The 24,063-nt window shown below is 58.7% G+C and carries 24 protein-coding genes; 17 read left to right on the forward strand and 7 right to left on the reverse strand.

Annotated features, from left to right (window positions below):
- Positions 1-81: 81 nt before the first annotated feature.
- The 3 genes from rsxB to AOA60_RS05250 all read left to right on the forward strand — a co-directional run bounded on the left by rsxB (position 82) and on the right by AOA60_RS05250 (position 2,117).
- Positions 82-1,044 carry an electron transport complex subunit RsxB gene (gene rsxB / locus AOA60_RS05240; protein WP_099583482.1) on the forward strand — a complete coding sequence of 321 codons (963 nt, stop codon included), beginning with the start codon at positions 82-84 and terminating at the stop codon, positions 1,042-1,044.
- A gap of 144 nt (positions 1,045-1,188) precedes the next feature.
- Positions 1,189-1,827, forward strand: a complete 639-nt coding sequence (gene nth, locus AOA60_RS05245; protein WP_099583483.1) for an endonuclease III — start codon at positions 1,189-1,191, stop codon at positions 1,825-1,827.
- 107 nt (positions 1,828-1,934) lie between these two features.
- The gene (locus AOA60_RS05250; RefSeq protein ID WP_099583484.1) at positions 1,935-2,117 is read left to right on the forward strand and encodes a PA3496 family putative envelope integrity protein; all 183 of its coding nucleotides are present in this window, start codon (positions 1,935-1,937) and stop codon (positions 2,115-2,117) included.
- 81 nt (positions 2,118-2,198) lie between these two features.
- Here the strand turns inward: AOA60_RS05250 and AOA60_RS05255 are convergent, their stop codons facing one another.
- From AOA60_RS05255 to AOA60_RS05265, 3 genes are all read right to left on the reverse strand, one after another.
- A complete protein-coding gene (locus tag AOA60_RS05255) occupies positions 2,199-2,831 on the reverse strand; it encodes a response regulator transcription factor (RefSeq protein ID WP_099583485.1) in 633 nt (210 codons plus the stop codon).
- Between the two features lie 620 nt (positions 2,832-3,451).
- Complete coding sequence (locus tag AOA60_RS05260) at positions 3,452-4,669, reverse strand: argininosuccinate synthase (RefSeq protein WP_049709749.1); 1,218 nt, start codon at positions 4,667-4,669, stop codon at positions 3,452-3,454.
- Between the two features lie 129 nt (positions 4,670-4,798).
- Positions 4,799-5,707 carry an OmpA family protein gene (locus tag AOA60_RS05265; RefSeq protein WP_099583486.1) on the reverse strand — a complete coding sequence of 303 codons (909 nt, stop codon included), beginning with the start codon at positions 5,705-5,707 and terminating at the stop codon, positions 4,799-4,801.
- Between the two features lie 156 nt (positions 5,708-5,863).
- Between AOA60_RS05265 and pyrC the strand changes: the two genes are divergently transcribed.
- Together pyrC and rnt are read left to right on the forward strand one after the other, a co-directional pair.
- Complete coding sequence (gene pyrC, locus AOA60_RS05270; RefSeq protein ID WP_099583487.1) at positions 5,864-6,910, forward strand: dihydroorotase; 1,047 nt, start codon at positions 5,864-5,866, stop codon at positions 6,908-6,910.
- Entirely contained in the window at positions 6,907-7,578 is a 672-nt protein-coding gene (gene rnt / locus AOA60_RS05275) for a ribonuclease T (RefSeq protein ID WP_032891788.1), read from the forward strand. Before pyrC ends, rnt begins: the two co-directional genes overlap by 4 nt.
- Before the next feature lie 144 nt (positions 7,579-7,722).
- Here rnt and AOA60_RS05280 read toward each other — a convergent pair whose 3' ends face one another.
- A complete protein-coding gene (locus tag AOA60_RS05280) occupies positions 7,723-8,325 on the reverse strand; it encodes a peroxiredoxin (protein ID WP_003172097.1) in 603 nt (200 codons plus the stop codon).
- A 244-nt stretch (positions 8,326-8,569) separates the two neighbouring features.
- Here AOA60_RS05280 and AOA60_RS05285 point away from each other — a divergent pair, with 244 nt between their 5' ends.
- Positions 8,570-8,788 (forward strand): bacterioferritin-associated ferredoxin, encoded by a 219-nt coding sequence (locus AOA60_RS05285; protein WP_010564137.1) that lies wholly within the window; start codon positions 8,570-8,572, stop codon positions 8,786-8,788.
- Between the two features lie 201 nt (positions 8,789-8,989).
- The gene (bfr, locus tag AOA60_RS05290) at positions 8,990-9,460 is read left to right on the forward strand and encodes a bacterioferritin (protein ID WP_017526353.1); all 471 of its coding nucleotides are present in this window, start codon (positions 8,990-8,992) and stop codon (positions 9,458-9,460) included.
- A gap of 67 nt (positions 9,461-9,527) precedes the next feature.
- On the opposite strand, the gene grxD is transcribed toward bfr, so the two are convergent.
- Both grxD and AOA60_RS05300 read right to left on the reverse strand, forming a co-directional pair.
- A complete protein-coding gene (gene grxD, locus AOA60_RS05295; RefSeq protein WP_099583488.1) occupies positions 9,528-9,854 on the reverse strand; it encodes a Grx4 family monothiol glutaredoxin in 327 nt (108 codons plus the stop codon).
- Between the two features lie 77 nt (positions 9,855-9,931).
- Positions 9,932-12,040: a molybdopterin oxidoreductase family protein gene (locus AOA60_RS05300; RefSeq protein WP_099583489.1), complete on the reverse strand. Its 2,109-nt coding sequence runs from the start codon at positions 12,038-12,040 to the stop codon at positions 9,932-9,934.
- Between the two features lie 433 nt (positions 12,041-12,473).
- On the opposite strand from AOA60_RS05300, the gene argF reads away from it, so the two are divergent.
- Positions 12,474-13,394 (forward strand): ornithine carbamoyltransferase, encoded by a 921-nt coding sequence (gene argF, locus AOA60_RS05310; RefSeq protein ID WP_099583490.1) that lies wholly within the window; start codon positions 12,474-12,476, stop codon positions 13,392-13,394.
- Positions 13,391-14,497, forward strand: coding sequence for an ABC transporter ATP-binding protein (locus tag AOA60_RS05315; RefSeq protein ID WP_099583491.1), 1,107 nt, complete (start codon positions 13,391-13,393; stop codon positions 14,495-14,497). The genes argF and AOA60_RS05315 overlap by 4 nt, the downstream gene beginning before the upstream one ends.
- 30 nt (positions 14,498-14,527) lie before the next feature.
- Here the strand turns inward: AOA60_RS05315 and ybaK are convergent, their stop codons facing one another.
- Entirely contained in the window at positions 14,528-14,998 is a 471-nt protein-coding gene (ybaK, locus tag AOA60_RS05320) for a Cys-tRNA(Pro) deacylase (protein ID WP_099583492.1), read from the reverse strand.
- A gap of 327 nt (positions 14,999-15,325) precedes the next feature.
- On the opposite strand from ybaK, the gene AOA60_RS05325 reads away from it, so the two are divergent.
- From AOA60_RS05325 to AOA60_RS05360, 8 genes are all read left to right on the forward strand, one after another.
- Complete coding sequence (locus AOA60_RS05325; protein ID WP_099583493.1) at positions 15,326-16,180, forward strand: MIP/aquaporin family protein; 855 nt, start codon at positions 15,326-15,328, stop codon at positions 16,178-16,180.
- Positions 16,181-16,261: 81 nt separating this feature from the next.
- Positions 16,262-17,767: a glycerol kinase GlpK gene (gene glpK, locus AOA60_RS05330; protein ID WP_017137034.1), complete on the forward strand. Its 1,506-nt coding sequence runs from the start codon at positions 16,262-16,264 to the stop codon at positions 17,765-17,767.
- 83 nt (positions 17,768-17,850) lie between these two features.
- Positions 17,851-18,606 carry a DeoR/GlpR family transcriptional regulator gene (locus tag AOA60_RS05335; RefSeq protein WP_017526345.1) on the forward strand — a complete coding sequence of 252 codons (756 nt, stop codon included), beginning with the start codon at positions 17,851-17,853 and terminating at the stop codon, positions 18,604-18,606.
- Positions 18,607-18,871: 265 nt separating this feature from the next.
- Entirely contained in the window at positions 18,872-20,410 is a 1,539-nt protein-coding gene (gene glpD, locus AOA60_RS05340) for a glycerol-3-phosphate dehydrogenase (protein ID WP_099583494.1), read from the forward strand.
- A gap of 314 nt (positions 20,411-20,724) precedes the next feature.
- Positions 20,725-21,651, forward strand: a complete 927-nt coding sequence (locus AOA60_RS05345) for a glutamate/aspartate ABC transporter substrate-binding protein (protein ID WP_099583495.1) — start codon at positions 20,725-20,727, stop codon at positions 21,649-21,651.
- A gap of 194 nt (positions 21,652-21,845) precedes the next feature.
- Complete coding sequence (locus AOA60_RS05350) at positions 21,846-22,592, forward strand: amino acid ABC transporter permease (protein WP_024073702.1); 747 nt, start codon at positions 21,846-21,848, stop codon at positions 22,590-22,592.
- On the forward strand, positions 22,592-23,263 hold the full coding sequence (locus AOA60_RS05355) for an amino acid ABC transporter permease (protein ID WP_099583496.1): 672 nt from the start codon (positions 22,592-22,594) through the stop codon (positions 23,261-23,263). Before AOA60_RS05350 ends, AOA60_RS05355 begins: the two co-directional genes overlap by 1 nt.
- Positions 23,260-23,994 carry an amino acid ABC transporter ATP-binding protein gene (locus AOA60_RS05360; RefSeq protein ID WP_049709764.1) on the forward strand — a complete coding sequence of 245 codons (735 nt, stop codon included), beginning with the start codon at positions 23,260-23,262 and terminating at the stop codon, positions 23,992-23,994. Before AOA60_RS05355 ends, AOA60_RS05360 begins: the two co-directional genes overlap by 4 nt.
- Positions 23,995-24,063 lie beyond the last annotated feature (69 nt).

Raw genomic sequence — 24,063 nt, forward strand, 5'->3', positions numbered from 1 at the left:
GGGCTGTTGAGCTAGTGCCCCTTTCTCGCTTGCCGGATAATCAGGCCCTGTTTGTTTAACCGGCTTGCCAATGATCACCCCATGAATCTGATTCAACGTATCGACGCGCTGCTGCCGCAGACCCAATGCGGAAAGTGCGGGCACCCGGGTTGCAAGCCTTACGCCGAGGGCATCGCGCAGGGCGAGGCCATCAATAAGTGCCCGCCCGGGGGGCAGGAAACCATTGCAGGCCTTGCGCTGCTGCTGCGCGTACCGGTGCTGGACCTCGACACCAGCCGTGGCGAGGCGCCAGCGCAGGTTGCGTACATCCGCGAGGCTGAGTGCATCGGGTGCACCAAGTGCATCCAGGCTTGCCCGGTAGATGCCATCGTTGGCGCCGCCAAGTTTATGCACACGGTGATTATCGATGAGTGCACGGGCTGCGACCTGTGCGTCGCACCGTGTCCGGTGGACTGCATCGAGATGCGCCCGCCGATCACCGTGCTGCCTATCGTAGGTGGCCTGGCGGCCAACGACGAAGAACGTCATGACCGTGAAATCAAGCGCAACCGCGCACGGCGGCGCTTCGAGCAACGTAACGCGCGCTTGCAACGAGAAGAAGAGCACAAGCTCGCCGAACGCCTGGCCCGAGCCAGACGCGTGGTACCGGAGCCTCCCACACAGCTGGATACTCACGAGGCCACGAGGGATGCGTCGATCAAGAAAGCCAAGATCAACGTTGCAATGAGCCGCGCCCAATTACACAAATCGCTGAAGGCATTTGGGCATCCGCCAACATTTGAGCAGCAATCACAGTTGATCGTTCTGCAACAGCAGTTCGAAGCAGCAGAACAGGCACTGGCCGCCTTGGGCCAGAACAACGCGCTCGCGACGCCGCTCCCCAGCAACAACAACGCCGCCCTCAAACGCGCCAAGATCCAGTTGGCGATGCGCCGCGCAGAGCTGAAGAAAGCCCAGGACCAACAGGGTGATGCACAACAATTGGCCGACGCAAGAAGCAAGGTCGATGAGGCCCAACGCCAGCTGGATGCCCATGGTGACTGACGCGCCCTGGAGTGGTTGATCGCCATTGCCGCCCCCCGTTGATACCTGCCGGGTTTATGCTACTCGGGTCGTTGCTCGCAGGGTTCCAGGCCTGGACCCACTATTCGAAACTACGCTGATCGCCTGCAAGGAATCCTAAGCCCGATGAACGCCGCAAAACGCCTGGAAATTTTCCGCAGGTTTCACGAAGACAATCCGGAACCCAAGACCGAACTGGCCTACTCCTCGCCGTTCGAGTTGCTGATTGCGGTGATACTGTCGGCCCAGTCTACGGACGTTGGCGTCAACAAGGCCACGGCCAAGTTGTATCCCGTGGCAAACACACCAGAGGCAATCTATGCCCTGGGTGTGGACGGGTTGTCGGAGTACATCAAGACCATAGGCCTGTACAACAGCAAGGCCAAGAATGTCATCGAGACCTGCCGCCTATTGGTGGAACTGCATGGCAGCGAAGTACCACGAACCCGCGAAGCCTTGGAAGCCCTGCCGGGCGTGGGACGCAAAACCGCGAACGTGGTGCTCAATACCGCATTCCGACAACTGACAATGGCCGTGGACACCCACATTTTCCGGGTCAGCAATCGAACCGGCATTGCGCGCGGCAAGAACGTGGTTGAGGTGGAAAAGCAGTTGATGAAATTTGTGCCCAAGCCTTACCTGCTCGACTCCCACCACTGGCTGATCCTGCACGGGCGTTACGTTTGCCAGGCCCGCAAGCCACGCTGCGGCAGCTGCCGCATCGAAGACCTGTGCGAATACAAGGAAAAGACATCGGACGATTGAGAGCTCATTGGTTTTCTCGATCAATCGATTGAAAAAATCTTTTTTACCCGTCCATGGATTATCGTTATAAGGAGCGCCAACGGCAGTCTTACTCCGGAGTTAACGTTATGAGCACTGACAAAGAACAGTTGGATGTGGAAGACGACCTCGTTGAGTCGGATGACGATGACGCGCAAGCCCCTGTGGCTGAGGTGGCCAAGACCAATCTGAGCAAACGCCGTACTATCGACAATCTTCTGGAAGAACGACGCTTGCAAAAACAACTGTCCGACTACGACTTCGATCTCTGAGGAGCGCTAGACGGCCGGAAGCCTCCCTGACGGAGGCTTTTTTATGCCGACGGTCCCGGACTATGTGCAGGCTGCCCCCCTCTATACCAAGCCATTACGCTGGGCGAGCTCGATCAGGTCCACGAGGGAACGAGCATTGAGCTTGAGCAGCAGGCGAGTCTTATAGGTGCTGACCGTCTTGTTGCTGAGGAACATTCCGTCGGCGATCTCCTTGTTGGTTCTACCCCGGGCCAATTGCTGCAACACCATCATTTCGCGACCCGACAAACGCTCGACCATATCGGCCTCGCTGGCATTGCCCATGGTAGAGCGTACCGAGTTGAGTGCCTGGTTCGGAAAGTAGCTGTAGCCCGACAACACTGCCTTGATCGCACTCAGCAGCTCGGTCAGGTCCTGTTGCTTGCACACATAGCCGGCAGCACCGGCCTGCATGCAACGCATGGAAAAATGACCAGGGGCCTGCGAGGTGAGCACGAGCACCTTGAACGGTATTGCTTGCTTGGTAGATGACAGCCGGCAAATAACTTCCAGGCCATCGAGTTTGGGAATCCCAATATCCAGTATGACAATGTCCGGCATATGCTCCCGTGCAAGTTGCAACGCATCGACACCGTTATCGGTCTCGGCAACGACCTCATAACCATGGCGTTCCATTAGCATACGCACAGCAAGACGAATGACGGGATGATCATCCACGATCAGCACTTTATTCATGAGAAAGTCCAATTTCGCTGTTCGAATTATTTAGAGCAAGCACAATAGCCTAGTCGTTTGCTAGTTGGCATAGCGCTCCCCCCCAGGCAAGAGCAAGCAGAGACCCACCCCACAGCGATAAAGGAAATGCCCTACAAAAAAACGCAGACTTGGATGTTTCCAGTTTTATAGAGCCTTTCAGACCTTTCCGGCATTTTTCATATTTTGAGTGAAATCTCCCTAGGAACCCCGACACCAAGTAACCATGCTGCACACCGCTATCAGCAAATGCCTCTTGCACATCGACTGCAGAGGCGCGGGCAGGGGTAAAAAAATCAACAGTTTCAGCTCCATTTAACATATTTATTTACATCCTTATTTCCTACAGACCCATGTGTCTTTTACATACTCCCGTAATTACATGAGTGAATTATCTGTAAGACTGGTTCCTACACATATGTAAAAAATTCATTCCTCCCTACAAAAAACGCAGATAACGCACGGCAATCAAGAGTCGAGTTTCCGAAAAGTTTGAACACTGGGTTTAAACAACCTTGAACAACACCGACTTATTTAAAATCCTGGGCAAAAAAAATGGCCCCTTGAAAACAAGGGGCCACTCTTCACAACCGGCGAAACCCTCAGAACAACGAACGGCCTTTGTTGGCAGCGATGCGCATGCGCAATGCGTTCAACTTGATAAAGCCTGCTGCATCCGCCTGGTTATAGGCGCCGCCATCTTCTTCGAAGGTGGCGATGTTGGCGTCGAACAGCGAGTCATCGGACTTGCGACCGGTAACGATCACATTGCCCTTGTACAGCTTCAGGCGCACAACGCCATTCACGTGGGCCTGGGAGGCGTCGATCATCTGTTGCAGCATCAGACGCTCTGGGCTCCACCAGTAGCCGGTGTAGATCAGGCTGGCGTACTTGGGCATCAACTCGTCTTTGAGGTGAGCCACTTCGCGGTCCAAGGTGATGGACTCGATGGCGCGGTGAGCGCGCAGCATGATGGTGCCACCTGGAGTCTCGTAGCAGCCACGGGACTTCATGCCCACGTAGCGGTTCTCGACGATGTCGAGACGGCCAATGCCGTGTTCGCCACCGATACGGTTCAGGGTCGCCAGCACGGTGGCCGGAGTCATTTCGACGCCGTCCAGTGCGACGATGTCGCCGTTGCGGTAGGTCAGTTCCAGGTATTGCGCCTTGTCTGGAGCGTTCTCCGGGGAGACGGTCCACTTCCACATGTCTTCTTCGTGCTCGGTCCAGGTGTCTTCCAGCACGCCGCCTTCATAGGAGATGTGCAGCAGGTTGGCGTCCATCGAGTACGGGGATTTCTTCTTGCCATGACGCTCGATCGGGATTGCGTGCTTTTCAGCGTAATCCATCAGCTTTTCACGGGAGAGCAAATCCCATTCACGCCAAGGAGCAATCACTTTCACGCCAGGCTTGAGTGCGTAGGCACCCAGTTCGAAACGCACCTGGTCGTTGCCCTTGCCGGTGGCGCCATGGGAAATGGCGTCGGCGCCGGTTTCATTGGCAATTTCGATCAGGCGCTTGGCGATCAGCGGGCGTGCGATGGAGGTACCCAGCAGGTACTCGCCTTCGTAGACGGTGTTGGCGCGAAACATCGGGAAGACGAAATCGCGGACGAATTCTTCGCGCAGGTCGTCAATGTAGATCTCTTTCACGCCCATGGCTTGCGCCTTGGCACGTGCAGGTTCGACCTCTTCGCCCTGACCCAGGTCAGCGGTGAAGGTCACCACTTCACAGTTATAAGTATCCTGCAGCCACTTGAGGATCACCGAAGTGTCCAGGCCGCCGGAATACGCGAGAACGACCTTGTTTACGTCGGCCATGCCATCACTCCACGGGGTTGTACGGAAAGGCGTCGATTCTACCGACCAAAACCGTGAAATTACAGGGGCGCGACAGCAAATGAAGATAAAGCGACAGATTATGTCGAGGGCGCGACCGACGGCCGCCCCTTAAGAAGTGTGCGCGGGGTTGCTCGGCCCAGCAGCCTGAGGCGCCGGTTTCTCGGGGGCAGCCACCCGCTCAAGCTGAATATTCACCCGGCGGTTGCGCGCCCGGTTGGCGGCATTCGTATTCGGTGCCAAAGGATAGCTCTCGCCATGGAAGCGCAGGGTGATCTGGGATTCCTGAATGCCATTGGCCTTGAAGTAGTCCATCACCGCCAGTGCACGACGCCGTGATACATCGCGATTGCTCAGGCGATTGCCGCTGTTGTCCGAGTGACCGTTCAATTCGATGTGGTTGACGGTAGGGTCCGCTTTCAGGAACTCGAGAATCACCGCCAGCTTCTGCTTGGCCGCCGCGTCCAGCTCGATACCACCGCCGGGAAAACCGACTTCGGTCTGCTTGACCTGATCGTAATTCATCGGCAGCAACTTGGCCGTGCACAGCTGATAGTCACTGTAGGCCTTGTTGAATTTCACCGGCAGCAGGCGAATCTCTGAATAGCCGCCCTCGCGCCCGTAGTGACGCACAGTGGGTGAACGGCCATCGAGCAAGCCATTGAACAGGCGCCCGGCCTGGGCCTGGGAGCTGTTGAACAGCACATCGCCGCTGCCTGCGCGCACGGCGCCGAGATTGATATCGCCACGACCAGGCTGCCACGGCGCCGCAGCGGCCAACAAGGTGGCGGATCCTGAACCCAGCGAGCCGTTATAGGCTTTCAGGCGGAATGTCGCCTGCTCACCGGCCCGGCGCACGAACTCACCCGAACCGAAATCGGTGATCGGTTGGGTCAGGCGGCACTCGAACTTGTCACCCTCCACCTTCCACTCAATATTCTCCAGACGTGTCTGGAACGTGAGGGCCATTGCAGGCAGGCTGGCGAACACACTGAGCAGGGCTAGATAATGCTGGCGCACGGGAGGCTCCACTGGTTTCTACAACACTTCAAAGCGTCATACATCGATAAGGCATACGAAAGGCTATCGGATGCATCCTGCAAAACTTGATAGCGAGTGCCTGCAAGAGTCTTTTCCGGTAGCATTCCCACCAGATTGACCCGCCTGGAATCCCCAATGTCCGACCGCCTGACCCTGCTGCGTCCCGACGACTGGCATATTCATCTTCGCGATGGTGCTGCGTTGCCCCAAACCGTGGCCGATGTAGCGCGCACGTTTGGCCGCGCCATCATCATGCCTAACCTGGTACCACCGGTGCGTAACGCCGCTGAAGCCGATGCCTATCGCCAGCGTATCCTCGCTGCACGACCGGCCGGCAGCCGCTTCGAACCATTGATGGTGCTCTACCTCACCGACCGTACCCAGCCCGAAGAAATTCGCGAGGCCAAGGCCAGCGGTTATGTACACGCCGCCAAGCTGTACCCGGCTGGCGCGACCACCAACTCCGATTCCGGCGTGACCAGCATCGACAAGATCCTGCCCGCCATCGAAGCCATGGCCGAAGTCGGCATGCCGCTGCTGATCCACGGTGAAGTCACCCGTGGCGACGTGGACGTGTTCGATCGCGAGAAGGTCTTCATCGACGAGCACATGCGCCGCGTGGTCGAGTTGTTCCCGACCCTCAAGGTGGTGTTCGAGCACATCACCACGGCCGATGCCGTGCAGTTCGTCACCGAGGCCTCGGCCAACGTCGGCGCAACCATCACCGCGCATCACCTGCTCTATAACCGCAACCATATGCTGGTGGGCGGGATTCGGCCGCACTTCTATTGCCTGCCGATCCTCAAGCGCAATACCCACCAGGTGGCGCTGCTGGATGCCGCGACCAGCGGGAACCCGAAGTTCTTCCTCGGCACTGACTCGGCGCCCCACGCCCAGCACGCCAAGGAAGCCGCGTGTGGCTGTGCCGGTTGCTACACCGCGTATGCCGCCATCGAGCTGTACGCCGAAGCGTTCGAACAACGCAATGCTCTGGATAAACTCGAAGGTTTCGCCAGCCTTAACGGCCCACGTTTCTATGGCCTGCCGGCGAATACCGACCGCATCACCCTGGTCCGAGAAGACTGGACCGCCCCTGCCAGCCTGCCATTTGGCGAGCTGACCGTTATCCCGCTGCGCGCCGGTGAAACACTGCGCTGGCGCCTGCTGGAGGAAAGCAAGTGAGTGAAGACCATTACGATGACGACCAGGAACACGGTGGCGGTGGTTCACGCCATCCGATGGCCGAACGTTTCCGCGGCTACCTGCCTGTCGTTATCGACGTAGAAACCGGCGGCTTCAATTGCGCCACCGATGCGCTGCTGGAAATTGCCGCGACGACCATCGGCATGGATGAACAGGGCTTCGTTTATCCAGAACACACCCATTTCTTCCGCGTCGAGCCGTTTGAAGGTGCCAACATCGAAGCGGCAGCCCTGGAGTTCACCGGGATCAAGCTGGATCACCCCTTGCGCATGGCCGTCAGCGAAGAAGCGGCACTGACCGACATTTTCCGTGGCGTTCGCAAGGCGTTGAAGGCCAATGGCTGCAAGCGTGCGATCCTGGTGGGGCATAACAGCAGCTTCGACCTGGGCTTCCTGAATGCTGCCGTGGCCCGCCTGGACATGAAGCGCAACCCGTTTCATCCGTTCTCCAGCTTCGACACCGCCACCCTTGCTGGTCTGGCTTATGGCCAGACCGTACTGGCCAAGGCGTGCCAGGCCGCCGGTATCGACTTCGACGGTCGCGAAGCCCACTCGGCGCGCTACGACACCGAGAAGACCGCTGATCTGTTCTGCGGCATCGTCAACCGCTGGAAACAAATGGGCGGTTGGGAAGACTTCGGCGACTGAGGCTGACTCGAACGGGCTTTCATGGCTAGCCGGGCTTGTTGTGGTGAGTGAGCGAGCTTGCTCGCTCACCACAACTACAGGTCAAAACCCGCACATAAAAAAACCGGCCCTCACAGGCCGGTTTTTTTTCACCGCGAATCTGGCTTACAGCTTGCCAGCGTTCTCGGTCAGGTAAGCCGCAACGCCTTCTGGCGAAGCGTTCATGCCTTTGTCGCCTTTCTTCCAGTTGGCAGGGCAAACTTCGCCGTGCTCTTCGTGGAATTGCAGCGCGTCAACCAGGCGGATCAGCTCTTCCATGTTACGGCCCAGCGGCAGGTCGTTGATGATCTGCGAGCGAACAACGCCCTTGTCGTCGATCAGGAACGCGCCACGGAAGGCAACGCCGCCTTCAGACTCAACGTCGTAGGCCTTGGCGATGTCGTGCTTCATGTCAGCAGCCATGGTGTATTTGACTTTGCCGATGCCGCCATCGTTGATTGCGGTGTTGCGCCAGGCGTTGTGGGTGAAATGGGAGTCGATGGAAACAGCAACCACTTCAACGTTACGCGCCTTGAAATCGTCCATGCGGTGGTCCAGAGCGATCAGCTCCGAAGGGCAGACGAAGGTGAAGTCCAACGGGTAGAAGAACACCAGGCCGTATTTGCCTTTGATGGCTTCAGACAGCTTGAAGCTGTCTACGATTTCGCCATTGCCGAGGACGGCTGGTACGTCGAAATCCGGGGCTTGTTTGCCGACGAGTACGCTCATTGGGTATCTCCTGATGGGGGTGACTTGAAGTAAAAGGATCCCTTCCAGTGTGTCGTGGGTAAACGACAACGCTGTGACGGGATCACGCTTCGTGAAGACCGACCATCATACACGGCTCGGGAAAAAACCGTTCGTCAGCGGGTAATCATTCTGACCAGAGAAAGACAGAATCTACTTTGACAATCATTCTCGTTAACATTAAGATCCATCGCACTTAAGCCTTAACCCGCGACGGTTCTCCCTTATGTATGTGTGCCTGTGTACTGGCGTCACCGACGGACAAATCCGCGAAGCAATCTATGAAGGTTGCTGCAGCTACAAGGAAGTGCGTGAAACCACCGGCGTTGCCAGCCAATGTGGCAAATGTGCTTGCCTCGCCAAGCAAGTGGTTCGGGAAACCCTGACGCAGCTGCAGACAGCCCAGGCCGCGCTCCCGTACTCAGCAGAATTTACACACGCTTAAAACAGCGTGTTTTAAAGAACCGGACTTAGTGTCCGGTTTTTTTATGCCTGTAATTCAATTAGTTAGCGTCAAGACGCGGAACACAAACATTCTTATTCCGATTAATTTTCATTTATTATTCAATAACTTAGGTTTGACACTAGGGTTTTCGCCGCTCAAACTCCGCCCTATACACAGCTATTACAGGGCAGGACCCCAGTCATGAAAGGCGACATCTCAGTCATCCAGCAACTCAACAAAATCCTTGCCAATGAACTGGTCGCGATCAATCAGTACTTCCTGCATGCGCGCATGTATGACGACTGGGGCCTGGAAAAGCTCGGCAAGCGCGAATACAAAGAATCCATCAAGGCGATGAAGGACGCAGACGCGCTGATCAAGCGCATCCTGTTCCTCGAAGGCCTGCCGAACGTGCAGGACTTGGGCAAGCTGAACATCGGCGAGCACACCCAGGAAATGATCGGCAGCGACCTTGGTTTTGAACGCAAGAGCCACAGCGACCTCAAGGCTGCCATCGCTCACTGCGAAGCTCAGGGCGACTTCGGCAGCCGCGAACTGCTGGAAGATATCCTGGAAGACCAGGAAGAGCACATCGACTGGCTGGAAACCCAACTGGGCCTGATCGACAAGGTCACCCTGGAAAATTACCTGCAATCGCAGATGGGTGAATAACCCTCTCTCGCAGGCGTAAAAAAGCCCCACTCTCTCACGAGAAGCGGGGCTTTTTATTGCAGGCGAATCAGGCGTCGGTCTTTGCCGCTGCGTCTTTGATCAGCGCCTGCAACGAACCATCAGCTGCCATTTCAGTGATGATATCGCTACCGCCAACCAGCTCACCGGCTACCCACAGTTGCGGGAAGGTCGGCCAGTTGGCGTACTTTGGCAGGTTGGCGCGGATTTCAGGGTTTTGCAGGATATCCACATAAGCGAACTTCTCGCCGCACGCCATCACAGCCTGGGACGCCTTCGCGGAGAAACCGCACTGAGGAGCGTTCGGAGCGCCCTTCATGTAAAGCAGAATGGTGTTGTTGGCAATCTGCTCTTTGATCGTTTCGATGATATCCATGGAACACCTCGGCTGGAACTTTGCGACTCACAGGTCGGCACGGTGGCGCATTGTAACGCAAAATTCCAGCCGGGTGCTCAGGCGGCTGCTACCTGGACCGGAACCCCATTGAGCGCAGCGTTGCCCGATAACTCATCCAACTGCCGTTCGTCGGTCAAATCATTCGCACTCGCCCCCGGTTGCGCACTGGCAATGCTCATCTGCACGCCTGGTCGGCCATGGCCCCAGCCATGTGGCAGGCTGACGACACCGGGCATCATCTCCAGGCTGGCCAGCACTTGCACCTCGATCATGCCGATGCGCGAACTCACGCGCACCCGCTGACCGTCACTCAGTTGCCGGCTGGCCAGATCATCGGGATGCATCAACAATTGATGCCGGGGCTTGCCCTTCACCAGGCGATGATAGTTATGCATCCAGGAGTTATTGCTGCGCACATGCCGACGGCCGATCAGCAGCAGTTCGCCAGGCCCAGGCAGCGGCTGCGCTGCGAAGCGCGCCAGGTCAGCAAGAATCACCGCTGGCGCAGCCTGCACCGTGCCATCTGCAGTTTTCAGTCGCGCAGCGAGATTGGGCTGCAAAGGCCCCAAATCTACACCATGGGGATGATCGGCCAGCATCGCCACCGACAGCTTACGACTGGACCCATCACCGTACGCCCCGGCACGTAGTCCAAAGTCGATCATCTTGGCCGGCGGCATCGTCGGTTTAAGCACCGCCCCCGTCTGTGCCGCAAAGGCCGTGGCCAGGCCGACGAAAATTTCCCAGTCATGCAACGCCCCAGCAGGCTTGGGCAGGATCGCGCGGTTGAAACGGGTGACGTTACGCACCGCAAACATGTTGAAGGTGGTGTCGTAGTGATCGTTTTCCAGCGCGGAGGTGGACGGCAGGATCAGATCGGCATAGCGCGTCGTTTCGTTGATGTAGAGGTCGACGCTGACCATGAACTCCAACCCGTCCAGCGCCTGCTCCAACTGGCGACCATTGGGCGTCGACAGCACCGGATTGCCCGCCACGGTGATGAGTGCGCGGATCTGTCCTTCGCCTTCGGTAAGCATTTCTTCAGCCAGGGCTGACACCGGCAACTCGCCACCGTACTCTGGACGCCCGGAAACCCGGCTCTGCCAGCGGTTGAAATGCCCGCCACCGGTCGACGCCACCAGGTCCACCGCAGGTGAGGTGCACAAAGCGCCGCCGACCCGGTCCAGATTGCCGGTGACCAGGTTGATCAATTGCACCAACCAATGGCACAGCGTGCCAAACGCCTGGGTCGACACGCCCATGCGTCCGTAACACACGGCCTTGTCCGCGGCGGCAAAGTCCCGCGCCAATTGGCGGATCTGCTCGGCCGGCACCGCACACTGGCGGCTCATGGCCTCGGCAGTAAACCCAGCGATCGCACGGCGTACGTCCTCAAGACCTTCCACCGGTAAATGGCTGGTGCGTGTCAGGCCCTCGGTAAACAAGGTGTTGAGCACGCCGAACAACAGCGCCGCATCGCCGCCCGGCCGTACGAACAGGTGCTGGTCAGCCATGGCCGCCGTCTCACTGCGCCGAGGGTCAACCACCACGACTTTGCCGCCCCTGGCCTGAATGGCCTTGAGGCGCTTCTCCACATCCGGCACCGTCATGATGCTGCCGTTGGACGCCAGCGGGTTGCCGCCCAGGATCAACATAAAGTCGGTATGGTCGATGTCCGGGATCGGCAGCAGCAGGCCATGGCCGTACATCAGGTGGCTGGTGAGGTGATGGGGCAACTGATCCACCGAGGTCGCGGAAAACCGATTGCGCGTCTTGAGCAAGCCGAGGAAGTAGTTGCTGTGGGTCATCAGCCCATAGTTGTGCACGCTGGGGTTGCCCTGATACACCGCCACCGCATTCTGCCCGTGGCGGGCCTGGATGCCGGCCAGCCGCTCGGCTACAAGCGCAAAGGCCTCGTCCCACGGGATCGGCTGCCATTCGCTGCCCACCCGCAACATGGGCTGGTGGAGGCGGTCCGGGTCATTCTGAATATCCTGCAACGCCACCGCCTTGGGGCAGATGTGACCCCGACTGAACGTGTCCAGCGCGTCGCCCTTGATCGAGGTGATCGCCAGGCTGCCGTCTTCGGCTTGGGTGGTTTCCAGGGTCAGGCCACAAATGGCTTCACACAGATGGCAAGCACGGTGGTGGAGAGTCTTGGTCATGGCCAGTCTCTTTATAGGGGCTTTGATCTGACTATGAGCCGCGACCATGACGGGCGCCAGCATCGTTCGTCCCGTGAATCGCCGGCCATCAGGCCAAGCCATGAGCAAGCGTGAGCAAATGTTACGAAACCCCGCCCACAGCCTCCGAAACCGACCCAGCCTGATCCAAGCCCGCCCCCGCGCATTGCAAAAGGTTGCGACGCCAGTGTACAAATGGCCCGCTGCTGTCAGGAATTCGTCTTCAAAAGCGCTCTCGCGCCCTTCTTGAACACCCCTAAAAACGTAGCCCTATTGGTAAGACGCGACATTTAATGTCAATATCGCGCCTTCCCCTATTTCGTCGCCCCGTGCGGCTTTCGCCGCAGGTCTCGCCCGTTGTCACAATAAACAAGGCTTTGAGTATCTGCGGTCTGTTGCAAAAAGGTAGTTAATGATGAGCGCAAGGCACTTTCTCTCCCTGATGGATTGCACGCCCGAAGAGCTGGTCAGCGTGATCCGTCGAGGCATTGAGCTTAAAGACCTGCGTAACCGCGGCGTACTGTTCGAGCCTTTGAAAAACCGCGTTCTCGGCATGATTTTCGAGAAGTCGTCGACCCGCACCCGTGTGTCCTTTGAAGCCGGCATGATCCAGTTGGGTGGCCAAGCTATCTTTCTGTCCTCGCGCGACACTCAATTGGGCCGTGGCGAACCAGTCGCCGACAGCGCCCGCGTCATGTCGCGCATGCTCGATGCGGTGATGATCCGCACATTTGCCCATAGCACCGTTACCGAATTTTCCGCCAACTCACGGGTTCCAGTGATCAACGGCCTCTCCGATGACCTGCACCCCTGCCAGTTGCTGGCCGACATGCAGACGTTCCTGGAACATCGCGGCTCGATCCAAGGCAAAACCGTGGCCTGGATCGGCGACGGCAACAACATGTGCAACAGCTATATAGAAGCGGCGATTCAGTTCGACTTCCAGCTGCGCATTGCCTGCCCGGAAGGCTACGAGCCGGATGCGCGCTTCCTGGCGCTGGCTGGCGATCGCGTCACCCTCGTGCGCGACCCACGTGAAGCCGTACTCGGCGCGCATCTGGTCAGCACCGACGTCTGGACCTCCATGGGCCAGGAAGACGAAACCGCCAAGCGCCTGGCCCTGTTCGCACCGTTCCAGGTGAACCGCGCGTTGCTCGACCTGGCTGCGCCGGATGTGCTGTTCATGCACTGCCTGCCCGCCCACCGGGGTGAAGAAATCAGCCTCGACCTGCTTGACGATGAGCGTTCGGTCGCCTGGGACCAAGCCGAAAACCGTCTGCACGCCCAGAAGGCCCTGCTCGAATTCCTCGTCCCACCGTCGTACCACCACGCATGAGCCAGCCCCTTCTGCTGAACCTGCGCAATCTGGCATGCGGCTATCAAGATCAACGGGTGGTGCAGAACCTCAATCTGCACCTCAACGCGGGTGATATCGGTTGCCTGCTCGGTTCCTCGGGCTGCGGCAAAACCACCACCTTGCGTGCCATTGCAGGCTTTGAGCCAGTGCACGAAGGCGAAATCAGCCTGGCGGGCGAAGTGATATCCAGTGCCGGTTTTACCCTGGCACCGGAGAAACGTCGCATCGGTATGGTGTTCCAGGACTACGCGCTGTTTCCCCACCTCAGCGTGGCCGACAACATCGCGTTCGGTATCCGCAAGCATCCGCAAAAGGACCGCGTAGTCGCCGAACTGCTGGAGCTGGTCAACCTGAAGAATCTGGGCAAGCGCTTCCCCCACGAACTGTCCGGCGGCCAGCAGCAACGTGTCGCCCTCGCCCGCGCCCTCGCCCCGGAGCCGCAACTGCTGCTGCTGGACGAACCCTTCTCCAACCTCGATGGCGAACTGCGGCGCAAGCTCAGCCATGAGGTGCGCGACATCCTCAAGGCACGCGGCACCAGTGCGATCCTGGTCACCCATGATCAGGAAGAAGCCTTCGCCGTCAGCGATCAAGTGGGTGTGTTCAAGGAAGGCCGGCTGGAGCAGTGGGACACGCCCTACAACCTCTACCACGAACCGCAGACACCTTACGTCGCGAGCTTTATCGGCCAGGGTTATTTCATTCGTGGCCAACTGAGCTCGCCCGAATCCGTCAGCACCGAACTGGGTGACCTGCGCGGCAATCGCGCCTACACCTGGCCGACCGGTGGCGCGGTGGATGTACTGCTGCGCCCGGATGACATCGTCTATGCGCCGGACAGCGCGTTGAAAGCACGGATCGTCGGCAAGACATTCCTCGGCGCATCGACCTTGTACCGCTTGCAACTGCCGACTGGCGCGCAACTGGAATCGATTTTCCCCAGCCATGCCGATCATCAGGTAGGGGCGGATGTGGGGATTCGCGTGGCGGCCGAACATCTGGTGCTGTTTCAGGCCTCGGGCAGCGTTGCCGCGCAGATCCCTCAAGCCGAATCCGGCGTACGACGCCACAGCCCGACCTGAAAACACATTGGAGCTCACCGGAGCCTGAGATTACTCCCTGCCAATCGGCGCGAACTTGGCCTGGGTGTGTTCAGCCAGCGCCTGCGCCGACAGCTCCACCTCCAGCCCCCTTCTGCCCGCACTGACAAAAATCGTTGCAAACGGCTGCGCCGTCACATCGATAAATGTGCGCAGACGCTTCTTCTGCCCCAGCGGGCTGATGCCGCCCAACAGGTAGCCGGTAGAACGCTGGGCCGCAGCCGGATCGGCCATTTCTACTTTTTTCACCCCCGCCGCCTGCGCCAAGGCTTTCAAGTCCAGACTTCCGACGACCGGCACCACCGCCACCAATAATTCGCCCTTTTCACTGCTGGCCAATAAGGTCTTGAACACCTGCGCCCGGTCTAGGCCCAATTTCTCTGCGGCTTCCAGACCATAGGAAGCGGCCTTGGGATCGTGTTCATAACTGTGGATGCGATGTTCGGCGCGAACTTTTTTCAACAAATCCAATGCGGGGGTCATGACGTCTCCGGCGGTGGCTAACAGATGGCCAATTCTAGGCCAAGCCCACGTAAAACGCTCTAGTGCGCACCTCTCTCCAGCCGATAGTCCATGGAGCAAGCATGATCATTCATCAAACCCATAGTTAGAAAGTGACCGACCGTTCACTTTCGACCTTTGACAGCGGTCATTCTTGTCTATATTTTTTCGCTTACGAACACTGTACGAATGTTCCTACAGCGCTCCAGCAGTAAGCCGTGCCTTGGATGGGGATCCTCGTCACGGTGAAAATCGCGCAACCGTCCGTTGAGGCGGTGCGCCAGACAAGAACAACAATCGAGGTTTTCCATGACAACTGCTCTTCAACAGCCTTCACTTTCGAGCCAATGCATGGCCGAATTCCTGGGGACTGCGCTTCTGATCTTCTTCGGTACAGGATGTGTCGCTGCGCTCAAGGTCGCGGGTGCCAGCTTTGGTCTGTGGGAAATCAGCATTATCTGGGGGATCGGCGTCAGCATGGCGATCTACCTGAGCGCCGGTATTTCCGGGGCTCACCTCAATCCAGCCGTCAGCATCGCCCTGTGCCTTTTCGCCGATTTCGAAAAGCGCAAACTGCCTTTCTATATCCTTGCCCAAGTGGCCGGCGCGTTCTGCTCCGCTGCGCTGGTGTACACGCTCTACAGCAATCTGTTTTTCGATTACGAACAAACCCACCATCTGGTGCGCGGTACCCAGGCCAGCCTGGAATTGGCCTCAGTGTTCTCCACGTATCCACATGCGCTGCTGAGTACTGCACAGGCGTTCCTGGTGGAAATGGTCATCACCGCCATCCTGATGGGCGTGATCATGGCCCTGACCGATGACAACAATGGCTTGCCACGCGGCCCGTTGGCTCCGCTGCTGATCGGCCTGCTGATTGCAGTAATTGGCAGTGCCATGGGGCCGTTGACCGGCTTTGCGATGAACCCGGCGCGGGATTTCGGGCCCAAGCTGATGACCTTTTTCGCGGGTTGGGGTGAAATGGCCTTTACTGGCGGGCGCGATATTCCTTACTTCCTCGTACCCGTTTTCGCGCCGATTGTCGGCGCATGCCTGGGTGCTGCGGCCTATCGCGGGCTGATTGCCCGTCATCTGCCGAGCGCCGCACCTGCTGTAGCTGAAACCCAAGACACCGCCGTCACTGGCGAAACCCGTATTTCCTGATAACACCGCCTGGTCCCTACTGCCCTTTTAGTGGCCCAGGCTGTTGATCCACTCCCTTATTTCTCGTCCAAGGCAATCGACATGACCGACATTCAGAATAAGAACTACATCATTGCCCTTGATCAGGGCACCACCAGTTCGCGGGCGATCATCTTTGATCGTGACGCTAACGTGGTCTGCACCGCCCAGCGTGAATTCGCTCAGCACTACCCGCAAGCTGGCTGGGTCGAACACGATCCGATGGAAATCTTCGCCACCCAGAGCGCGGTCATGGTCGAAGCCCTGGCCCAGGCTGGTCTGCACCATGACCAGGTCGCCGCCATCGGTATCACTAACCAGCGTGAAACCACCGTGGTGTGGGACAAAATCACCGGCCGCCCGATCTACAACGCCATCGTCTGGCAATGTCGCCGCAGCACCGAGATCTGCCAGCAGCTCAAGCGTGACGGCCACGAACAGTACATCAGCGACACCACCGGCCTGGTCACCGACCCGTACTTCTCCGGCACCAAGCTCAAGTGGATCCTCGATAACGTCGAAGGCAGCCGCGAGCGCGCACGCAACGGCGAGCTGCTGTTCGGCACCGTGGACAGCTGGCTGATCTGGAAATTTACCGGCGGCAAGACCCACGTCACCGATTACACCAACGCGTCACGCACCATGCTCTTCAACATCCACACGTTGGAGTGGGACGCGAAGATGCTGGAGATCCTCGACGTTCCGCGCGAAATGCTGCCGGAAGTGAAATCCTCCTCGGAAATCTATGGCCGCACCAAAAGCGGCATTGCCATTGGCGGTATTGCCGGTGACCAGCAAGCGGCGCTGTTCGGCCAGATGTGCGTGGAAGCCGGCCAGGCCAAGAACACCTACGGCACCGGCTGCTTCCTGCTGATGAACACCGGCGACAAAGCGGTGAAATCCAAGCACGGCATGTTGACCACCATCGCCTGCGGCCCGCGTGGCGAAGTGGCTTACGCCCTGGAAGGCGCGGTCTTCAACGGTGGTTCCACCGTGCAGTGGCTGCGCGATGAACTGAAGATCATCGCCGACGCCACCGACACCGAATACTTCGCCGGCAAGGTCAAGGACAGCAATGGTGTGTATCTGGTCCCAGCCTTCACCGGCCTGGGCGCTCCGTACTGGGACCCCTACGCCCGTGGCGCGCTGTTCGGCCTGACCCGTGGCGTACGTGTGGATCACATTATTCGTGCAGCCCTGGAGTCGATTGCCTACCAGACCCGCGACGTTCTCGACGCCATGCAGCAGGACTCCGGCGAACGCCTCAAAGCCCTGCGTGTGGACGGCGGCGCGGTCGCCAACAACTTCCTGATGCAGTTCCAGGCCGACATCCTCGGCACCCAGGTCGAGCGCCCGCAAATGCGCGAGACCACGGCATTGGGCGCCGCCTACCTGGCAGGCCTGGCCTGTGGTTTCTGGGGCAGCCTGGACGAGTTGCGTGGCAAGGCAGTGATCGAGCGCGAATTCGAACCACAGCTGGATGAAGCGGCCAAAGAGAAACTCTACGCCGGCTGGCAAAAAGCCGTCAGCCGCACCCGCGATTGGGAACCGCACGAAGGCGCCGAATAAGCCAAGCGCCGGTTGTAACTGGTCGGGAGCAGATTCCTGCGTCATCATGGGCCACTTTTGTATGGCAGCCCAAAGGACGCCCCATGAATCTGCCTCCCCGCCAACAACAAATCCTCGAACTGGTCCGCGAACGCGGCTACGTGAGTATCGAGGAAATGGCGCAGTTGTTCGTTGTCACCCCGCAAACCATCCGCCGCGATATCAACCAACTGGCGGACGCCAATCTGCTGCGCCGCTACCACGGCGGCGCAGCCTATGACTCCAGCGTGGAAAACACCGCGTACGCCATGCGTGCCGACCAGATGCGCGACGAGAAACAGCGCATCGGCGAAGCCATCGCCGCGCAAATCCCCGATCACGCCTCGCTGTTCATCAATATCGGCACCACGACCGAGTCCATCGCCCGTGCGCTGCTCAATCACAACCACCTGAAAATCATCACCAACAACCTCAACGTCGCCACCATGCTCAGCGCCAAGGATGACTTCGACGTGCTGCTGACCGGCGGTAACGTAAGGCGTGACGGCGGCGTGGTGGGCCAGGCCAGCGTGGACTTCATCAACCAGTTCAAGGTCGACTTTGCCTTGGTCGGTATCAGCGGCATTGATGAAGACGGCAGCCTGCTGGATTTCGATTACCAGGAAGTCAGGGTTTCCCAAGCGATCATCGCCAATGCGCGCCAGGTGATCCTGGCGGCCGACTCCAGCAAATTCGGGCGCAACGCCATGATTCGCCTGGGGCCGATCAGCCTGGTGGACTGTTTGGTGACCGACCAGCAGCCGGTGCCGGCGTTGGTGCAGTTGCTCAATGAGCATAAGGTTCGGCTGGAAGTCGTGTAGCGCCTGCAACACCGCCATCGGGGGCAAGCCCCCTCCCACCTTTGAATGGGCACACCGATCAAAATGTGGGAGGGGGCTTGCCCCCGATGGCGATCTATCCGACACCCACCCTCCAAGAATCATGTTCACAATTCTTCCTTTCCCTACCCTTTGATGAGTTTTTTCAATCAAAGTCGGGTGGCTGTGCCCGCGTTTATCAGCTACCATTTTCGCAAATGAACATTAATGTTCGAATTAAAAGACGAAAAAATCGCGAGGCCAGCCGATGAACCCTTCCACCTTGCCTGCTCCACCGCTTGCCGAAATCTATGACGTTGCCGTGATCGGCGGCGGGATCAACGGCGTCGGCATAGCAGCGGACGCAGCCGGTCGCGGTTTGTCGGTGTTCCTTTGCGAAAAGGACGACCTGGCCAGCCACACCTCCTCCGCCAGCAGCAAGCTGATCCACGGTGGCCTGCGCTACCTGGAGCATTACGAATTCCGCCTGGTGCGTGAAGCGCTGGCCGAACGTGAAGTGCTGCTGGCCAAGGCCCCGCACATCGTCAAGCAGATGCGCTTTGTATTGCCGCACCGCCCGCATCTGCGCCCGGCGTGGATGATCCGCGCAGGCCTGTTCCTGTACGACCACCTGGGCAAGCGTGAAAAGCTCGCCGGCTCCAAAAGCCTCAAGTTCGGCGCCGACAGCCCGTTGAAAAGCGAAATCACCAAGGGTTTCGAGTATTCCGACTGCTGGGTCGATGACGCCCGCCTGGTCGTACTCAACGCCATGGCCGCCCGTGAAAAAGGCGCGCACATCCACACCCAGACCCGTTGCATCAGCGCACACCGCAGCAACGGCATGTGGGACATGAACATGGAACGCGCCGATGGCAGCCTCTTCTCGATCCGCGCCCGCGCGCTGGTGAATGCCGCTGGCCCGTGGGTCGCCAAATTCATCAAGGACGACCTGAAGCTGGATTCGCCCTACGGCATCCGCCTGATCCAGGGCAGCCACCTGATCGTGCCGAAACTGTACGAGGGCGCCCACGCGCACATCCTGCAGAACGAAGACCAACGCATCGTTTTTACCATTCCGTACCTGAACCACCTGACCATCATCGGCACCACTGACCGCGAATACACCGGCGACCCGGCGAAAGTGGCGATCACCGAAGGTGAAACCGACTACATGCTCAAGGTGGTCAACGCACACTTCAAGAAGCAACTGAGCCGCGATGACATCGTCCACACCTACTCAGGCGTGCGCCCGCTGTGCAACGACGAGTCGGATAACCCATCGGCCATCACCCGCGATTACACCTTGTCACTGTCTGGTGGTTCGGGCGAGGCGCCGATCCTGTCGGTGTTTGGCGGCAAGCTGACCACCTATCGCAAGCTTGCCGAGTCGGCGATGGCGCAATTGGCCCCGTACTTCACCCAGATGCGCCCGAGCTGGACCGCCAAGGCCAGCCTGCCGGGCGGCGAACACATGACCACGCCAGAAGCGCTGGCCGAAGCGATTCGCTGCAAATTCGACTGGGTGCCAAGCGAAATCGCACGCCGCTGGTCCACCACTTACGGCAGCCGCAGCTGGCGCCTGCTGGAGGGTGTGCAATCGCTGGCCGACCTCGGCGACCACTTGGGTGGTGGCCTGTATACCCGCGAAGTCGACTACCTGTGTGCTGAAGAATGGGCGACCCAACCGCAGGACGTGCTGTGGCGCCGCACCAAGCTTGGCCTGTTCACCACTCCGCAAGAGCAGGACAACCTGCAACGCTATCTGTCCCAGGTTGAGCAGAACCGCAGCAAGATCCAGGCGGCCTGACAGACGCATCGTACAAAAGCCCCTGCGCCGTGAGGCCCAGGGGCTTTTTTATGTTGGCCAGATCATTCGGTTTTCCGAACGCGACACCCCGGCCTAGTCGGTTTGCCGGATTAAACAGTTACATATTTACCGTCACACAAAGTTAATAACCATATAAATCAACCAGTTAAGCTTTTACGCCTGGCCTGGCACGACTCATGCTCTACACTCTTGGACGATTGCCTGGGACGCCTCAGGAGCCGTCAAGGGCATTCGCTGTACAAGAGAGCCGTCTAACTGGCTTCATAAAAAAAACAAATGTCGAGGAAGTATTGATGCGCATCGTTCCCCATATCCTGGGCGCAGCTATCGCTGCTGCTCTGATCAGCACTCCAGTTTTTGCCGCCGAACTCACCGGCACACTGAAGAAAATCAACGACTCCGGCACCATCACCCTCGCTCACCGCGACAGCTCCATTCCGTTTTCCTACATCGCGGATGGTTCGGGCAAACCCGTTGGTTACTCCCACGACATTCAAGTGGCTGTCGTTGAGCAACTGAAAAAAGACCTGAACAAGCCCGACCTGAAGACCAAGTACAACCTGGTCACCTCGCAAACCCGTATCCCGCTGATCCAGAACGGCACTGCGGACCTTGAGTGCGGCTCCACCACCAACAACACCGAGCGCGCCCAGCAAGTCGACTTCACCGTCAACATCTTCGAAATCGGCACCCGCCTGCTGGTCAAGAAAGACAAGGAAGGCAAGCCTTCCTACGCTGACTTCGCTGACCTCAAAGGCAAGAACGTCGTGACCACCGCCGGCACCACGTCCGAGCGCATCATCAAAGCGATGAACGCCGACAAGCAGATGGGCATGAACGTCATCTCCGCCAAAGACCACGGCGAATCCTTCCAGATGCTCGAAAGCGGCCGCGCCGTTGCGTTCATGATGGACGACGCCCTGCTGGCCGGCGAAGAAGCCAAGGCCAAGAAGCCGGATGATTGGGTCATCACCGGTACTCCGCAGTCTTTCGAAGCCTACGCCTGCATGGTTCGCAAAGGCGACCCGGACTTCAAGAAAGCCGTGGATGACGCCATTGTCGCCCTGTACAAGTCCGGCGAGATCAACAAGATCTACGCCAAATGGTTCGAAAGCCCGATCCCACCGAAAGGCCTGAACCTGAACTTCCCGATGAGCGACAAAGTCAAGGATCTGATCGCTAACCCTAGCGACAAACCAGCGCCAGAAGTAAAAATCTGATACCTGACTAAGCTTATGTCCTGAGGGAGCCAACCCTCCCTCAGGCGTCTGTAATTACCTGCTGGCTTTAACTTGGAACACTCGACCTGGCGGTTTTCGAGCCGATCGCGTGTGCCTGGCGTTCATCGTCAGGTGGGAATGGATCTTCCCCAAGCGGGTGCTTGTACATCGATCGACTTCGAGGGGAGACCCTAATGAATTACAACTGGGACTGGGGCGTGTTCTTCAAGTCCACCGGCGTGGGCAGCGAGACTTATCTCGACTGGTACATCGCCGGCCTGGGCTGGACCATTGCCATCGCTGTCGTGGCGTGGATTATCGCCTTGCTGCTGGGCTCCATTCTGGGGGTCATGCGCACCGTGCCAAACCGCCTCGTATCGGGCATCGCGACCTGCTACGTGGAACTGTTTCGTAACGTGCCGCTGCTGGTTCAGCTGTTCATCTGGTATTTCCTGATACCCGACCTGCTGCCGCAAAACCTGCAGGACTGGTACAAACAGGACCTCAACCCGACCACCTCGGCCTACCTGAGCGTTGTCGTGTGCCTGGGCCTGTTCACCGCTGCCCGCGTGTGTGAGCAAGTGCGCACCGGCATCCAGGCGCTGCCACGGGGCCAAGAGGCCGCTGCGCGCGCCATGGGCTTCAAGCTGCCGCAGATCTACTGGAACGTGCTGCTGCCCCAGGCCTACCGCATCATCATTCCGCCGCTTACCTCGGAATTCCTCAACGTGTTCAAGAACTCCTCCGTGGCGTCCTTGATCGGCTTGATGGAACTGCTGGCGCAAACCAAGCAGACCGCCGAGTTCTCGGCCAACCTGTTTGAAGCCTTCACCCTGGCCACGCTGATCTACTTCACCCTGAACATGAGCCTTATGCTGCTGATGCGTGTGGTCGAGAAGAAAGTCGCGGTGCCCGGCCTGATCTCCGTGGGGGGTAAATAATGGAACTCGATTTCAGCGGCATCATCCCCGCCATCCCGGGCCTGTGGAACGGCATGGTCATGACCCTGCAGTTGATGGTCATGGGCGTGATCGGCGGCATCGCACTGGGGACGGTCCTGGCGCTGATGCGCCTGTCGTCCAGCAAACTGCTGTCGCGCGTGGCCGGCGCCTACGTGAACTACTTCCGCTCGATCCCGCTGCTGCTGGTGATCACCTGGTTCTACCTGGCGGTGCCGTTCGTGTTGCGCTGGATCACCGGCGAAGACACGCCGATCGGTGCGTTCACCTCCTGCGTCGTGGCCTTCATGATGTTCGAAGCCGCGTACTTCTGTGAGATCGTACGGGCCGGCGTGCAGTCGATCCCCAAGGGCCAGATGGGCGCAGCACAAGCGATGGGCATGACCTATGGCCAGACCATGCGCCTGATCATCCTGCCCCAGGCGTTCCGCAAGATGACCCCGTTGCTGCTGCAACAGAGCATCATCCTGTTCCAGGACACCTCGCTGGTCTACACCGTGGGCCTGGTGGACTTCCTCAACTCCGCCCGCTCCAACGGCGACATCATCGGCCGCTCCAATGAGTTCCTGATCTTTGCCGGTGTCGTCTACTTCATCATCAGCTTTTCCGCCTCGCTGCTGGTCAAGCGTCTGCAAAAAAGGTTTGCCGTATGATCTCTATCAAGAACATCAACAAGTGGTATGGCGACTTCCAGGTGCTGACCGATTGCAGCACTGATGTCAAAAAAGGCGAAGTGATCGTGGTGTGCGGGCCTTCGGGCTCGGGTAAGTCCACGCTGATCAAGTGCGTCAACGCGCTGGAACCCTTCCAGAAGGGCGACATCGTGGTCGACGGCACCTCCATCGCCGACCCGAAGACCAACCTGCCGAAATTGCGTTCGCGCGTGGGCATGGTGTTCCAGCACTTCGAACTGTTCCCGCACCTGACCATCACCGAAAACCTGACCATCGCGCAGATCAAGGTGCTGGGCCGCAGCAAGGAAGAAGCCACCAAGAAAGGCCTGCAACTGCTGGAGCGCGTCGGCCTGTCGGCGCACGCCCACAAGCACCCCGGCCAACTCTCCGGTGGCCAACAGCAACGTGTGGCGATTGCCCGCGCCCTGGCCATGGACCCGATCGTCATGCTGTTCGACGAACCGACCTCGGCCCTGGACCCGGAAATGGTCAACGAAGTGCTGGACGTGATGGTGCAACTGGCCCATGAAGGCATGACCATGATGTGCGTGACCCACGAAATGGGTTTCGCCCGTAAAGTCGCCGACCGCGTGATCTTCATGGACGCCGGCAAGATCATCGAAGACTGCCCGAAAGAAGAATTCTTCGGCGACATCAGCGCCCGCTCCGAGCGTGCACAGCACTTCCTTGAGAAAATCCTGCAGCACTAAGCCCTACACAGCTGCCACTGTAGGAACATGGCCAATGTGGGAGGGGCTTGCCCTCTCCCACATTGGATC

It is taken from the genome of Pseudomonas sp. 2822-17 (assembly GCF_002742485.1).
In the GTDB taxonomy this organism is placed as follows: Bacteria; Pseudomonadota; Gammaproteobacteria; order Pseudomonadales; family Pseudomonadaceae; genus Aquipseudomonas; species Aquipseudomonas cyclaminis.